The 15,727-nt window shown below is 64.6% G+C and carries 10 protein-coding genes; 1 reads left to right on the plus strand and 9 read right to left on the minus strand.

What is annotated here, in order from left to right; translation table 11 throughout:
* Positions 1 to 74: 74 nt before the first annotated feature.
* Positions 75 to 1,280: an acetyl-CoA C-acyltransferase gene (locus VGU65_RS13105; RefSeq protein WP_327476414.1), complete on the plus strand. Its 1,206-nt coding sequence runs from the start codon at positions 75 to 77 to the stop codon at positions 1,278 to 1,280.
* 100 nt (positions 1,281 to 1,380) lie between these two features.
* Here the strand turns inward: VGU65_RS13105 and VGU65_RS13110 are convergent, their stop codons facing one another.
* The 9 genes from VGU65_RS13110 to VGU65_RS13145 all read right to left on the minus strand — a co-directional run bounded on the left by VGU65_RS13110 (position 1,381) and on the right by VGU65_RS13145 (position 15,667).
* Entirely contained in the window at positions 1,381 to 1,716 is a 336-nt protein-coding gene (locus tag VGU65_RS13110) for a carboxypeptidase-like regulatory domain-containing protein (protein WP_327476415.1), read from the minus strand.
* A 451-nt stretch (positions 1,717 to 2,167) separates the two neighbouring features.
* Positions 2,168 to 2,557, minus strand: coding sequence for a carboxypeptidase-like regulatory domain-containing protein (locus VGU65_RS13115; RefSeq protein ID WP_327476417.1), 390 nt, complete (start codon positions 2,555 to 2,557; stop codon positions 2,168 to 2,170).
* Positions 2,558 to 2,936: 379 nt separating this feature from the next.
* Positions 2,937 to 5,585: a M1 family metallopeptidase gene (locus VGU65_RS13120; RefSeq protein ID WP_327476418.1), complete on the minus strand. Its 2,649-nt coding sequence runs from the start codon at positions 5,583 to 5,585 to the stop codon at positions 2,937 to 2,939.
* 152 nt (positions 5,586 to 5,737) lie between these two features.
* Positions 5,738 to 8,848 carry a type I restriction endonuclease subunit R gene (locus VGU65_RS13125; protein ID WP_327476420.1) on the minus strand — a complete coding sequence of 1,037 codons (3,111 nt, stop codon included), beginning with the start codon at positions 8,846 to 8,848 and terminating at the stop codon, positions 5,738 to 5,740.
* Between the two features lie 36 nt (positions 8,849 to 8,884).
* Positions 8,885 to 10,039: a Fic family protein gene (locus tag VGU65_RS13130; RefSeq protein ID WP_327476421.1), complete on the minus strand. Its 1,155-nt coding sequence runs from the start codon at positions 10,037 to 10,039 to the stop codon at positions 8,885 to 8,887.
* Between the two features lie 105 nt (positions 10,040 to 10,144).
* Positions 10,145 to 11,899 carry a GmrSD restriction endonuclease domain-containing protein gene (locus tag VGU65_RS13135; RefSeq protein ID WP_327476422.1) on the minus strand — a complete coding sequence of 585 codons (1,755 nt, stop codon included), beginning with the start codon at positions 11,897 to 11,899 and terminating at the stop codon, positions 10,145 to 10,147.
* Positions 11,900 to 11,958: 59 nt separating this feature from the next.
* Entirely contained in the window at positions 11,959 to 12,360 is a 402-nt protein-coding gene (locus VGU65_RS15680; RefSeq protein ID WP_414655824.1) for a plasmid fertility inhibition factor family protein, read from the minus strand.
* Positions 12,361 to 13,701 carry a restriction endonuclease subunit S gene (locus VGU65_RS13140; RefSeq protein ID WP_327476424.1) on the minus strand — a complete coding sequence of 447 codons (1,341 nt, stop codon included), beginning with the start codon at positions 13,699 to 13,701 and terminating at the stop codon, positions 12,361 to 12,363.
* 127 nt (positions 13,702 to 13,828) lie between these two features.
* The gene (locus VGU65_RS13145) at positions 13,829 to 15,667 is read right to left on the minus strand and encodes a type I restriction-modification system subunit M (RefSeq protein ID WP_327476425.1); all 1,839 of its coding nucleotides are present in this window, start codon (positions 15,665 to 15,667) and stop codon (positions 13,829 to 13,831) included.
* Positions 15,668 to 15,727 lie beyond the last annotated feature (60 nt).

A 15,727-nucleotide genomic window follows, 5' to 3' on the forward strand; every position in this document is an offset into this window, starting at 1 on the left:
TGCGCCGACACGCCCACGAACGCAACCACAACGCGTTGCCGCCTGAGACAGGCGCGACGCGACGGAGCAAAACGATGACCAAGCAAATCCAGGACGCCTACATCGTCGCCGCCACGCGCACGCCGGTCGGCAAGGCGCCGCGTGGCGTCTTCAAGAACACCCGCCCGGACGACATGCTCGCCCACGTGATCCGTGCCGTGATGGCGCAAGCGCCGGGCATCGACCCGCACCGCATCGGCGACGCGGTGATCGGCTGCGCCATGCCCGAGGCCGAGCAAGGCATGAACGTGGCACGCATCGGCGTGCTGCTGGCCGGCCTGCCGCATACCGTGCCGGGCGTGACCATCAACCGCTTCTGCTCCTCGGGCCTGCAGGCCGTGGCCTACGCCGCCGACGCGATCCGCCTGGGCGAGGCCGACCTAATGATCGCCGGCGGGACCGAAAGCATGAGCATGGTGCCGATGATGGGCCACAAGGTCGCGATGAACCCGGCGATCTTCGACAACGAGCACATCGGCATCGCCTACGGCATGGGCATCACCGCCGAGAACGTCGCCAAGCAGTGGAAGATCAGCCGCGAGGAACAGGACGCCTTCGCCGCGCGCAGCCACGAGCGCGCCCTGGCCGCGCAGGCCGCCGGCGAGTTCAAGGACGAGATCACCCCGTTCCAGCTCGACGACCACTATCCGGACCTGGCCAGGGACACGGTCGTCACCGACAGCCGCGTCATCAGCCAGGACGAAGGCCCGCGTCCGGGCAGCACGCCGGATGTGCTCGCCAAATTGAAGCCTGTGTTCCGCAACGGCCAGTTCGGCGGCAGCGTGACCGCCGGCAACTCCAGCCAGATGTCCGACGGCGCCGGCGCCGTGCTGATCGCGAGCGAGAAGGCGGTGAAGGAATACAACCTGCAGCCGCTGGCCCGCTTCGTCGGCTACGCCGTCGCCGGCGTGCCGCCCGAAATCATGGGCATCGGCCCCAAGGAAGCCATCCCGCTGGCGCTCAAGCGCACTGGTATCAGCCGCGACCAGCTCGACTGGATCGAGCTCAACGAAGCCTTCGCCGCGCAGGCGCTGGCCGTGATGAAGGACCTCGAGCTCGACCCGGCCAAGGTCAACCCGCTCGGCGGCGCCATCGCGCTCGGCCACCCGCTCGGCGCCACCGGCGCCATCCGCGTGGCCACGCTGGTGCACGGCCTGCGCCGGCACAAGCAGAAGTACGGCATGGTGACCATGTGCATCGGCACCGGCATGGGCGCGGCGGGCATCTTCGAAGCGCTCTGAACCAGAGCGCGGGCCGCCCGCGCTTTCTCAAAGGAAAAGCCCGGCGCCGAACGGCGCCGGGCTTTTTTTGCGTCACCCGGTCCGAACTGGGGAGCCGCGCTTACTGCTGGCCCGTGCCAGAAGCCGAAGTGTTGAGATCGACCTTGATGCCACGCCCCACCACCACCGGCACGTTGGCATGCTTGACGACCGGCTTGCCGTTCTCCATCAACGTGACGTCGTAGACGCCCGCCGGCAGCGAGCGGATCGAGTAGCGACCCTTGTCATCGACCTTCACCTGGCGCTGGGTGGCGTTGCTCGTGTTCTTCGCGAAGACCGTGTCGCCCGCCGGCGCCTTGCCGAAAACATCGCCAGCCGTGGCCTGTGCGTACGCCGCGGCGGAGCCAAGCAGACCGCAGACCGCAAGCGCCGCGACCATCGAGTTGAGCTTCTTCATGGGGTTACCTTCTTTGGGTTCGATGTGGGAGAGCCGCGGGCCGCCAGGGGTTTGGCGTTGCGCCCTCGGATCAGTGGGAGGTCCGGCAAGCCGGCAGGTTGAATGCCAGGCGAGGGACCGTCCGTGGTTCCGGCCGCTTGGGGAGAGCTTCCGGAACCCTGCATAGCGTATCCGACACACGCCAGTCGCCGATGGGTCAGAAGTCACCCTTTGCATGAAGCGCGTGTTGCCGCATCGCGCTTGTGGACTCCCCGGCGGATGCCGGGCTAGGCGCTTGGGCGTGAGTCTCCTCACACGGCCTTCCTATCCGCCCTTCGGGCACCCTCCCCCGCGAACGCGGGGGAAGGTGCCGCCAGGCGGATGGGGAGCTCTGGGCAAAGCACCACAGAGCGCACCCGGGCGCCGCCCCGTCGCAAGCCGTCGACGCTTGCCTCACGGGACGCGCCACCACTTACCTCTGCGCCATCTCCGAACAGCGCCCCAGCGTGCAGGCGAAGTCCACCCTGGAGCCGCGGTCCACCAGGATCGGGACGCCCTGGTGCTCGACGAGGGCCTTGCCGTTCGCCATCGCCGTAACCGTGTAGACGCCTACCGGCAGCCAATTGGCCATGTAGCGGCCGGCAGCGTCCACCGGCACCTCGCGCCGGATTCCGAAATCGCTCCGGATCACTACCGAACTGCCGGCTGGTGCATTGCCGAACACCCTGCCGGTCGTCTGCTCATCGGCCAGGGCCGCGGCGGAGACCGCCGTTCCACAGGCGACTACGGCCGCAACCAGTGCCAGCTTCCGCAACGCTGCCCGGCGGGGTGCGCCCGCGTGGGTCGAGAAGGATGCGTTCATGGGGATACCTGCTTCTCATCGATGTTGGGGGGAACCATGGAGAGCCAGGGGTTTGGCCCGATGCCCATGGGGATTGGACGGCCTGCCTAGCGCCTGGCTGATACCAGGCACCGGCGCCGCCCTGCCATCCGATCGGTGAGAGCCATCCACCAGATGGCGCATCCAGCGTATGCCCTGCACGGTTACCGGCCAGGGTCAGAGGTCATGCCGTTCGATGAAAGCTATCGATGCCTGTCGTCGCACCCGGATCGATCTGATCGATCACGGCGGCAGGCCGCCGGCGCGAGCTCGCATCTCGCCAGCGGCCTGCTCCGTTGCCGGCACCCAAGAAAAAGGCCCCGCGATGCGGGGCCTCGTTCCGTGCGACGTGCGTCCTGCCTCAGCCCGAGTGCTTCTCCAGCCACTCGTCGATGGACGGCAGGCGATCCTGGCGGATCATCATGCGGTACTTGATGTTGGCGATGACCTGGTCGGCCACGCGGCGGGAGGTCGGCGCGATGTACTTCTGCGCATAGTCCTGGATCTTCTGGATCATCTCCGGCTTGGTCGAGCCGGCGCCGATTGCGGGGTAGTAGCGGGTAGCCGACTGGGCGTCGACCAGCTTGTCCACCTGGTCCTTGTGCGCCACGGCGAAGTCGAACGCCATCTCCGGATGGTGGTAGCCCACCGCGCGGATCATGCCGGCGCTGTTGGTCGCACCCGGCTCGCCGGTGAGCGCCAGTTCCAGTGCGCGCTGGGCCAGCGCATCGTTCTCCGGGATCGAGAGCATGCTGTAGAGCTGGTCCTTGATCAGCGGCGTGGTCTCGGCCTTGGCCTGCGCGTGCAGGTGATCCCAGGTGGCCTCGTCCGCGTGCTCGGCGACGATCGCGGTGACGGTCTTGCGCAACGCCACCGGCAAGGCGGCCGGATCGGTATTCTGCGCGGCGAAGCGGCGGCGGGCCTCGCCGATCACTTGCTGGTCGCCCAGGTTGGCCATCACGCCGATCAGCTGCGTGCGCAGGTTGGCGGTCGGCACGCTCTCGCCGGCCTTGGCCTCCCAGCCGATCTTGGCGAACACCGGGTGCAGCTGGGCCAGCGCGAACGTGCGCAGGCGCTGCTGGCGGGCCTGGTCGCCGCGGTAGTAGTTGTCCAGCGCCGACAGGTAGCCGGCCACTTCCGCCCACACCTGCGGATCAGCGTCGGCCGGGGTGGCCGTGATCAGCGCCAGCACGTTGGACACCGGCTCGTTGCCGGCCATGCCCAGCGCCCAGGTGTCGCCCAGCAGGCCGAGCTGGTCGATCGGGGCAAGCTTCGCGAACTGCCCCTTCAGGGCATCGAAGTTGTTCTGTGCGTAAAGCGTGCGGTAGTAGCCCGTCTGGCCGGCGTTGACCAGCACGGGGCCGCAGCCCGGCACGCTCAGCGTGGCCTTGCCGTCGACCACCGTGCGTACTTCCTTGCCGTCCACCGTCTTGGCGATCACCGGCACGTGCCAGCGCAGCGGCGTCTTGTTCGGCCGGTCGCGGGTGAACTCGCCCTGGCGCAGCGCGATCTCGGTCTTGCCGTTGGAGCAGGCGGCCGCGCGCACCTCGATCAGCGGGATGCCCGGCTGCAGCGTGAAGTCGTGCGCGATCTGAGTAATCGGTTTGCCGGCCGCGGCCTGCACCGACTTCCACAGGTCGTCCGACACCGTGTTGCCGTGCTCGTGCGCCTTGATGTAGTTGCGCACGCCGGTACGCCAGGCGTCCTCGCCCACGTAGCCTTCCAGCATGTGGATCACCGCCTCGCCCTTGGAGTAGGTGATCGCGTCGAACGCCTGGCTGGCCTGCTCCACCGTTTCCACGTGCTGCACGATCGGGTGCGTGGTGACGACCGAGTCCTGCGACATGGCGCCTTCGCGCACGCCGACGGCGTCGAGGTCGGTGTGCCACTCGGGGTGCAGCCTCTGGGTGGTGCGCGCGGCCATCCACGAGGCGAAGCCCTCGTTGAGCCACAGGTCGTCCCACCAGCTCATGGTCACCAGGTCGCCGAACCACTGGTGCGCCATCTCGTGCGCCGCGACGTTGAACGCGCGCTGCTTGTCCAGCTGCGTGGAGATCTGCGGGTTGAGCAGCAGCGAATACTCGAAGGTGAAGATCGCGCCCCAGTTCTCCATCGCCGAGAAGAACTGGCTCTGGCCCGGCGCGGCGATGTTGTCCAGCTTGGGCAGCGGATACGGCACGCCGAAGTAGTCGTTGTATTCCTTCAGCACCTGCTTGGAGGAATCCAGCGCGAACTTGGCCTGGTCGACCATGCCCTTCTGCGTGATCACGCCGATCTCGGTACCGCCCTCGGCCTTCAGCGTGGCGCGCTCGAAGTCGCCCAGGCCGAAGAACAGCAGGTAGGTGGACATCTTCGGCGACTGCCCGAAGTGCACTTCGGTCAGGCCGTTGCCCAGATCCTTCTTCGAGGCGATCGGCATGTTGCTCACCGCCATCTCGTCGCTGGGCACCGTGGCCGTCAGCGTGAAGGTCGCCTTGTAGTTGGGCTCGTCCCACGAAGGGATGAAGCGGCGCGCGTCGGAGTTCTCGAACTGCGTGTACAGCGCGCGCTTCTTGCCGGCCTTGGTGTCGTAGTCCAGCGCGAAGATGCCGTTGGCCTGCGTGCCGATCTTGCCGGTGTAGGTCATCGCCAGGCGGTAGGTGCCGGCGGGAATCGGGTGGTCGAAGGTGAACGTGGCGGTCTGCGCCTTCGCGTCGACCGACACCTTCGGCTCGGGGATCGCGATCTTCAGCTTCTCCGGCGTCAGCGACACCTTGGAGAAGGAGAGGTCCGCCGCATTGAGCGTGATCGAGCTGGTCGGCTTGGTCACCGTCAGCGTGATCGTCACCTGCCCGTCGAACGTCATCTTGTCCGCATGCGGCACCACCGCCACGTCGTAGTGCGAAGGCACCACCCCCCGCGGCAACTGCGTCGTGACCAGCCGCGCCTCCGCGGCCGAAGCCACGCCAAGCGGAGCCATGGAAAGCCCGGCCAGAGCCAGGCAGATTGCGGTGGAGAGATGACGGCGCATAGGGGTCCTTGTGGGGTGAACGGAACGACGAGCCGTGCGGGCGGCACCAGAAAGGTGACGAGCGGCACAGGGCCGCGCGAGTGTTGCCTGAGTGGGCCGTGGGGGGACACGGCCGGAAGTCATGGGGGCTGTACATAGGCGCCTCGGCGCCTTCAGCCACCCCCGACCCTTGCTTCTGCTTTCGCCCGTAGCGCTTCGTATAGCTGCGCAGGCCCAAGCAGGATGTGCAACAAGCCATCACGCACGCGCTCCGAGCCCAGCGCCTGCGTGCTCATGGTGGTGTGCGCATCCAGCGCATCCATGATGGCGTTCGTCAGCGCCTCGCGCAGATCGGGCGAATTGCCAAACTGTTCCTTGCTGTTGCGTGCCGACTGCTGGATCAGGGTCTCGTTCTCCAGCATCTTGCCCTTGAGTGCGCCGTTGACGTACTGCAGGTGATCACCCTCGGTGAGCTGACCTTCGAACAGTCCGTTGACCTTCTCGATGATCTCGGCCAGCAGGGCGCGTTGCTTGTCCTGCGGCGTGCCGGTGCCGACGGCATCCATCGGCGGCAATTTGTAGCTGCCCTTGCCATCGCCCAGATTGATCGGTTGGCGGCCCGCACTGCGTACTGAGTAATGGGTGAGCACCACCTTGGAAAGATCGACCTCCTCCCGTTCGCGGCCGAACTCCAGCAAAGGGATCAGGCGCTTGTAGAAGATGAAGCGCTTTTCGATGTCGGTATTCGCGTAGTCGAACAGCTGGGAGAGGAAGCTGTAGAGGCGCACGAAGGCGCCCATGTCGTTGCGGAACTGCAGCAACGCCTCCATGACCCCCTTGTGGTTCTCGGCCGCAGCCTCGTCCCCCTGATCGAGCGCCGCTGCCCTACCCTGCTGGGCAGAGCGATAGCGCTTGAGCAGGCGATCGGCCACCGGCGTAAGAGCCGCCGACAATTGCGCTTGGGTGCCACGCGGATCGGTTTCGACCACCGCGACGCGTTCGACCTCGAACTGATCATAGTTGCCGGACGCATCGAGCTTGGCGCGCAGATCGAAGACCAGGTGCGGATCGGTAGTGGCTTCCAGCTCCGCCGTCTCGTAGTAGGTCTTGAACGCCTTGAGGATCTCGGCCGCATCGTTGACGAAGTCGAGGATGTAGGTGGTGTCCTTGCCCGGATGAGCGCGATTCAAACGGGACAGCGTCTGCACCGCCTGGATACCGCCCAGCTTCTTGTCGACGTACATGCCGCACAGAAGCGGCTGGTCGAAGCCGGTCTGGAACTTGTTCGCTACCAGCAACAGATGAAAGCCGGGATCGGCAAAGGCGTCCCGGATGCCCCGTCCGCGCAAACCTGGGTTGAGGTCGGAACTCGCCTCGGTGACCGGCTGCGGGTAACTCTCGGCATCGCTGACCTCGCCGGAGAACGCGACCAACACCCCCAAGGGATATCCCTGGCGCTCGATGTACGCACGAATGGTCTTCTGCCAGCGCACCGCCTCCTTGCGGCTTGCCACCACGACCATCGCTTTCGCCCTTCCCCCAAGCAGCGGCAGCACATTCTCGCGGTAGTGCTCGACCACCACCTGCACCTTGGAGGCGATGTTGTGGGGATGCAGGCGCACCCACTGCATGATCCCCTTCATCGCAGCGCTGCGCTCGACCTCGGCACGGTCGTATTCCCGGCCCTCGTGGGCCAGCCGGAAGGCCAGCTTGTACGGCGTGTAGTTCCTCAGAACGTCGAGAATGAAACCCTCCTCGATCGCCTGGCGCATGGAATAGACGTGGAAGGGCTGGGGCAACCCGTCCGGCCCAGGGCGGCCGAACAATTCCAGGGTCTTCTGCTTGGGCGTGGCCGTGAAGGCAACATAAGTCAGGCCTTTGGCGCCCGCACGCGCAACCATGTTGGCGGCCAATAGCGTCTCAGTGTCGATCTCACCGCCGTCCTGCAACTCAGCCCATTCTTCGGCACTCAGCAGCTGCTTCAACTTGGACGCCGCTTCGCCCGTCTGCGAGCTGTGTGCCTCATCCGCGATCACCGCGAAGCGCTTGCCCTCGGTGGCCGCCAGTTCCTGCACCGCCTGCAGTGCAAACGGGAACGTCTGGATCGTGCAGACGATGATCTTCTTGCCATCCTTCAGCGCTTGCCCGAGCTGGGCGCTCTTGCTGCCGCGCTCGCTGGTGATCGTCTCCACCACGCCCGCGGTGCGCTTGAAGTCGAAGATCGCCTCCTGCAGTTGCGCGTCCAGCACGTTGCGGTCGGACACCACCAGCACGCTGTCGAACAGCTTGGTGTGCGCCTCGTCATGCAGGTCGGCCAGAAAGTGCGCGGTCCACGCGATCGAGTTGGTCTTGCCGGAACCGGCCGAGTGCTGGATCAGATAGCGCTGCCCAGTTCCGTTCGCGCGCACGTCGGCAAGCAGCTTCCTAGTCGCATCCAACTGGTGGTAACGGGGAAAGATCACCTGCGTGAGGCGCTTCTTGTCGTCACGCTTGCCGATCAGATAGCGGCCCAGGATCTCCAACCAGCTATCGCGCGCCCACACCTGCTCCCACAGGTAGGCGGTGGCGAAGCCGTCCGGGTTCGGCGGGTTGCCGGCGCCGCCGTCGTGCCCCAGGTTGAACGGCAGGAAGCGCGTGGCCGCCCCCTCCAATCGCGTGGTCATCATCACTTCGGCCTGGCTCGCCGCGAAATGCACCAGCGCGCCACCCGGAAAGGACAGCAGCGGCTCGGCCACGCCGCCCTTCGGATGCGGATGCCGGTCGAAGCGGTACTGGTCCACCGCGTCGCCCACGCTCTGTGTGAAATCGGACTTCAACTCCGCCGTCGCCACTGCAATGCCGTTGACGAACAGCACCAAATCCAGCGCGTCGTGCGCGTTGTTTGGCGAATGCTTCACCTGACGCACCACGCGCAGGCGGTTGGCGGCGTAACGCTGCTCCAGTTCGGGGTTCATCGCCAGCGCCGGCTTGAACTGCACCAGCACCAAGGGCGCCTTCAGCCCGATCATCTCCACGCCCCGGCGCAGCACCTCCAGCGTGCCGCGCTCGTCCAGGTTCTTGCGCACGCGCTCGGCGAGGCGCCCCGCCGTGGCGGGGCCGTGTGACTTGGTCAGCCGTTCCCAGCTCTCTGGCTGGGTCGCTTCGATCCACGTGAGCAGATCGGGCAGATACAGGCCATAGGCGCGGTCGTAGTGCTGGGCGTCACCCTCGGCGCAGTACCAGCCGTGGGCGGCGAGGTGATTGCAGATCGCCGTCTCGAAATGGACTTCCCTGTGCAGGTTCATGCGCCCTTTCCCCGGAATTGAAAACGGACGCCGCCGTCAGAGCTCCGCATTGAGGGCGTCCACGTAAGCGCGATAACTGAAGATGCGGTCGCGCTGGCGCTGGGTCAGCTCGGATACGATGCCCGCGTCCACCAGTTGCACCAGAACGCGGTTCACCGTCGCCAGCGCCAGGCCGGTGGCCTTTACCAACGCCGCAGCACTCGTCACCGGCTGACGCTGCAGCGCCTGCAGCACAGCGAGTGCCGACGTCGCGCTGCGTCCCATGGTCGCGATGCGGTCGCGATCCTGTCCGACCAGTGCCAGCAGTTGCTTTGCCGTCGCGACGGCTTGCGTCGCGCTCTGCTCGATACCCTCGGCAAAGTAGTCCAGCCAGCGCTCCCAATCGCCCTGCAGACGCACCGCATTGAGCAGTTCGTAGTACAGCGGCCGGTGCTTCTTGAAGAACAGACTGGGGTACAGCAGCGGCTCGCGCAGCAGGCCGTCGTGGACCAGTTGCAGCACGATCAGCAGTCGTCCCATGCGCCCATTGCCGTCCAGGAACGGATGGATCGTCTCGAACTGCACGTGGGCCAGCGCGGCCTTGATCAGCGGCGGCGTCGACTGCGGCAGGTCGTTGAGAAAACGCTCCAGGTCCGCCAGGCAATCCGCCACCGCATCGGCAGGCGGTGGCACGAACACCGCGTTGCCGGGACGCGTGCCGCCGAGCCAGACCTGGCTGCGCCGGAACTCGCCCGGCGTCTTGCCTCGGCCCTGCGGGTGATCCAGCAGCACGGCATGCATCTCGCCGATCAGCCGCAGACTGAGCGGAAAACCGCCGCGCAGGCGCGTGAGCCCGTGTTCCAAGGCAGCGACGTAGCGGCTGACCTCCTGCGCATCCTCCACCGGCACGCCCGGCTGCTCGTCGATCTCGTACAGCAGCAGGTCCGCCAGCGAGGACTGCGTACCCTCGATCTGCGAGGACAGCACCGCCTCCTTGCGGATAAAGCTGTACAGCACCAGCGCCGCATTCGGCAGCAGCGTCGACACCGCATCCAGCCGCCCCAGCGCAACCAGCGCATCATCGAAGCGGCGGCGCAGCGCGGGATTCCAGTCGATGGGCGGAAGCGGCGGCAAAGCCGCCGGCACGAACGCGCGAAACGGCTCGCCCGCCGTGGACACGGTGCGGTACTCCCCCGGCGGCGGACGATGCATGGCGATCCCCAGTGCGAAGTGAAATTAGCGGCGCCCGTTAATTTCATTTGGGCTTTTATCTGAAATTAACCCGATTCGCAACGCTCGGATCGCGAGCATGGTCCTCTAGGACACCGCAGCGCCGGCGACGGGCAGCCCTGCTTTCTCGCTGACGAAGCGATTCATCCTCTCGGCCAAGGCCTCCCGCCTTGCCTTGAGGAAATCGCGATAGCGATCCGTGTCCCAGAGTGAGGCGTCCAGCGGAACGCACTGACTCATCAACGCCTGCTCGCCTTGCTTGACAACAATCTCAGCCAAGTAGCCGGTCGCGTCCTTGTTGCTGATCCGTCGATTGGTCTGCCCGGTGATGAAGGCCATGTTGGCGATCTCGTTGATCTCGCCGGTTTCGTAGCGGTTCTTGAGCAGGGACTTCGGAATGATGTGGTGCCACTGGATGAAGTGCAGCTTGCCTTGATGGGTCAGCGACAGGCCAAGCCCGCTGTACCAATCGCGCGCTCCGGCGTCCTTCAACGCGAGGTAAGCCAGCGAGAACAAGGGACTATTGGCACCTCGTCCAGCGAGATCCCCCGGCTCAACATGCAGGCGGCCAAACTGTCGGCGAACCGGTTCGATAAGCGCAGCCAAATCGCCGCCACGAAAGATGATGGCTAGATCCTCGTTGAGCAGCGTTTCGGTGGAGCCGCGGGAGTAGCGACCGCGAGAGTTTGCCACCAGCAACCAATGCAGCAGGGCGCGCTGCTCGTCAGCCGTCAACTTGTTGTCCTTGACGCGGCTCACCGCAGCCAGCGCATGAATGAACATGGGCGAGGAAAGCAATGATTCGTCCTCGATCCCAGCGTTGCTACGAAGAAAGTTGATGGCAAAGCGAAGTCCTTCCTTGGCCTCCTCCCAACCCTGCTTGAGTCTTTCCACCGGGGTGCTGGCGACGCTGCGGAACAAGCATTGCTGAGTGGCAAACACCACAATGGCGCGTACCAGCTGACCCAGATCGATCGTGAACCAGCTCTGCTCGCACTCGTCCTGAAACTCCTCCAACTGCTTGAGCAGGTTGGGCCAGCGCGAGGTCATCTGTGCCAGCGCCAGGTCGGATGAGCGCAGCTTGGCACCCAGCGAATTGACGCGCACGAAGATCTCGGTGACTTCTTCGTAGCTCATGGCGCGCTCAAGCACGTGAACCACGTAGCTGTAGTCACGAATCGCCCGGAGCTTCTTCAGGCGGTCGGAATAGCGGTGAAACCGTGGATCATCGAACGACTGCACGCCCGCCTTTTGCAGCAGCTGTCCATCGTTGGCGTTGGCGAACACCTCACTGACACGAATCCAATTGGACTGAGCCAGAAGCGCTTTGCTCCCGACCACAAACGTGCGTCGTCCGAGACGCTGCTGGAAGCCCTCATTACCAGCCTCCTCCTCCTCGCTCTCCCCCTCGCTTTCGTCCTCATCATCCGACCGGATGGGCGAGGTCTCATCACCCTCAACTTCGGTGACGTCGGACGGAGGGCCGTCTGGGTGTTCCAGATTGAACAGGATCTCAATGGGTCGCTTGCGCCCACGCACGTGCACCGGCTCACCATTGATAACGGCCGTGAGCGAGGTCAATCGCTGCTGGCCGTCCAAGAGGAGCTTGCGACCAACGAATGCACTGGTGTTCTGTGCGATTGCAGAGTCACGCGTCGGCACCGGCTCGTCGGTTTCCCACATCAGAATGGAGCCGCTGGGATATCCGCGATAAAGCGAGTCCAGAAGATCGCGTACACGAGTCGCTTGCCAGACGTAATGGCGTTGGATTTCTGGCAGGCGGAGTTCTCCGCGCTTGTACATATCTACCAGCGTGGCTATCGAAACGTTTTGTTGCTGCATCCTGTGCTTCCCCTTCGCATCCGCGACATATCCAGATTCAACCAGACGGTGGCGCAACGTCACCAAGTAGCGATGGATACCCGCTCGGCCACCCCAAACCTCTCCCGAAATTCCTGAGCTTGCTCGGGTGAAACCTGCACGGGCATGGCTTGCACCCCGTGGTCCCTAAGCCATGCAAAGCGGTGTCGACCGTCGCTAAACGATACGACTCCATCGTTAATCGCCACGTCGGGCAATTCGACACAGCCGTGGGTGGAAGTCAGCCACTCGCCGAAGCGCTCATATCTGTCATCTATAACCGCCCCGTCCCCGCCAGCACCGACGTAGTACTCGTGATCGAGCCTCCACGCTTCATCGAGCTTTGACACGGATATCCAGACAGCGACGTCGTCGGGAGCGTTCCAATCTGAATGTGCTTGCGTCGACTCTCCCCAACGAAGCACGATGGTCCTCGGACCCATTCAGACTGCACCACGTACGTCGATCTTGCCGGTGACGGCAGCGGAGATAAGCGCGCTTCGCCGCTCTCGCAATAGATCGATCCCTCGCACCGCTTCGACCTCAAGATCGATGAATTGGCTCAACTGCCGGTCGATATGTCCGACGATCTTTTGCTGCTCGGGAATCGGAGGCACGAGACACTCGATCATGCCCAACTTGCTTGCTTTGATACCGAGGGCTGTCGACCCGGTTGCAAGCGTTTCAAGTTGAGACTGGCACGCGCTGCCCATCAACCAATACATCAGGAATCGATTGATAAGGACTCCCTCAAGACCGCGGAACTTCACGATCCGCTGCGCGAGAGCAATGTCCGTGCGGTCGATCTGTGCCACCTGCCCTAGCGGTGCTTCAGTGGTAAACAGCACATCGCCAACCTCGGGGCGGCCACGAGAGAGCAATGCGTTTGCCTCGACGGGGTCGACGTATTCCTCGGATGCTGCGTAGTCAATGGCTCCGTTACGAACATTTTTTGCGGTGACCAAGAAAGTACCCGCATCGCCCTTGGCTGGCGTGCGCCCGCGATAGTCCACGACCGGTCCAATGAACTTGGTTAGGCCCCCGATCAGCCAGTGCGCCGGCACTTCGCCCAGCCAGGGGATGCCGGAGTCCCTCATGGAGGCGTTGGGGTTGAGGCCGCGGGTGACGGCGTGGGAGATGGTGGCCTGGCGCTTTTCGGCCAGCAGCGCCAGCAGCTTTTCCTGCTCGGCGATCAGGGCGTCGATCTTGGCGGTTTCGCGGTCGAGGAAGGTGGCGATGGCGTGTTGTTCATCCTCCAGCGGCAGCGCAATCTGGAAATTCCTGAACTGGTCTTGCCCGAGGTTCTGCATGCTCGAACTGGTACCTGAGCATGCAACCTCGACCTGCGCGCGATATTCGCCGCTGAGCGTCCAGTAATGCACGAAGTTCGGCGAGCTATTTCTCAAGCTCACCTGCCAGAGGCGATCGGGGAGGTAGATATTCGGGTGGCTCTGCGTCACGAGACCAGCGGCCCCTACCAGCGGTGGCGTATTCATCCGACTGACGATCAGTGTGCCTTCTGCGACGGGGCAGGAGACGCGGCTGAGATCTTCCTCTACGACCGCCTTGTTCTCCTTGCACCGGAACGTACCGTCGTAGACGCAACTGGTCTTGAGCACGCCGATGGCATCTTCGGCAGCCGGCACGTCCGTGGCGTTGACGCTCACACCGGATTCGATAGACCGGATCACCTCCTTGAGCCGCGCAGCACTCCAGTGGGCGGGAATGCTTCCTAGCAACGGTATGCCGCTGTCCTTGTATTCCGGATAACGCGGCAAGCTCACGACCGCACCCCGCAAAAGCCAAGACGCTGGATGCCAGCGTGCGCTGGCAGGACGGTGAGGGGGATGGCGGACTGGGCGTGGGGGTGCGGGTAGGCGCGGTGGGGCTGGGGCTGAATGGGTTGCGCGGTCATTCGGCCAGCGCTCCCAGCATGGCCATGATCCGCGTCGACACGGCCTTCAGTTCCTCGTCAATGTCATGAAGTGGGCGCGGTGGTTCGAACACGTAGAAGTGGCGGTTGAAGGGGATCTCGTAGCCGACTTTGCTCTTGGCTTCGTCGATCCAGGCGTCCGGGGCGTGCGGCAGCACTTCGCGCTCGAAGGAGGTCTGGATGTCCTCACCCAGCGGCACGTTTTCGGTGTCGCGCAGGCTGCTGTCCGGCTGCGGTTGGCCTTTTTGTTTGCCCTTCTGGCCCAGCACCACCTTGCCCTGCTCGTCGCGCAGCGGGCGCTCGACGGTGATGGTGGTGTAGCCGAACTCCTCGTTGCGGAAGATGCGCGCTAGCGGGGCCACCTTCACCTTGCCGCCGGGCGGCGGCTCGGGGGCGAATTCGGCGGCGACGATGACGGTGCGCTCCACTTCCTTGCCGTCGGCGTCGAACACGGTGGCCAGTTCTGCCTCCTGGAACTCGCCGAACAGTTTGGTGACGGCGTCGATGTGCGCGTCACTCATTTCCTTGCGTTTGGAGCCGAGGCTCTTGCGCATCTTCTGCCAGAAGCTGCCGGCGTCGATGAGCTGCACGTAGCCCCTGCGGTCGTGCTCCTTCTTGTTGGAGACGACCCACACGTAGGTGGCGATGCCGGTGTTGTAGAACATGTCGGTGGGCAGGGCGACGATGGCCTCCACCAGGTCGTTCTCCAGCAGGTAGCGGCGGATCTCGCTCTCGCCGCTGCCGGCGCCGCCGGTGAACAGCGGCGAGCCGTTGAGCACGATGCCGAAGCGGCTGCCGCCGTCCACCGCCGGGCGCATCTTGGACACCAGATGCAGCAGGAACAGCATGGAGCCGTCGGACACGCGCGGCAGGCCGGGGCCGAAGCGGCCGTCGAAGCCCTTTTCCTCGTGCTCCTTGCGGATGGCCTTCTCGACCTTTTTCCACTCCACGCCGAACGGCGGGTTGGACAGCATGTAGTCGAACCTGCGCGCGGCGTGGCCGTCGTCGCTGAGCGTGTTGCCTGGCACCAGGTTGGTGACCTCCTGCCCGCGGATCAGCATGTCCGCCTTGCAGATGGCGTAGGACTCGTCGTTGAGCTCCTGGCCGTACAGCGACAGGCGCGCGTCCGGGTTGTGGTCGCGCAGGAACTCGGCGGCCACCGAGAGCATCCCGCCCGTCCCTGCCGTCGGGTCGTAGATGGTGCGCACCACGTTGCTGCCAGGGCTGAGCACTTCGTCGTCCTCGATGAAGATGAGGTTGACCATGAGCCGGATGACTTCGCGCGGGGTGAAGTGCTCACCGGCGGTTTCGTTGGAGAGTTCGGCGAACTTGCGGATCAGCTCCTCGAACACCAGGCCCATCTGCACGTTGTCCACGCGGTCCGGGTGCAGGTCGACCTTGGCGAACTTCTCGGTGACCAGGTACAGCAGGTCGGCCTTGGCCAGCCGGTTGACCTGGGTGGCGAAGTCGAAGCGCTCGAAGATCTCGCGCACCTCGGGCGAGAAGCCCTGCACGTAGCTGGTGAGGTTGGACTCGATGTGGTCCTGGTCGCCCATGAGCCTGGGCAGGTCCAGCTCGGAGGCGTTGTAGAACTTCACGCCTGACACGCGACGAAGGAACTTGTCAGGGTCGAGTCCGGCGACCTCACGCTTCTTCTTCTCCGCCAGCACCTTGGTCTTGCTGGCCTCCAGCACGCAGTCCAGGCGGCGCAACACGGTGAACGGCAGGATCACGCGGCCATATTCGGATTGCTTGTAGTCGCCGCGTAGCAGATCGGCGACCGACCAGATGAGGGCGGAAAGAGAGGTCTGGTTCATGCTGGGCGAAACTTCCTTCGTGGAGCGCACGCCGCTCCGCTATGCAGCCAGTACGGACAA

Origin of the sequence: Frateuria sp. (genome assembly GCF_035943815.1) — a bacterium.
GTDB lineage: Bacteria > Pseudomonadota > Gammaproteobacteria > Xanthomonadales > Rhodanobacteraceae > Frateuria_A.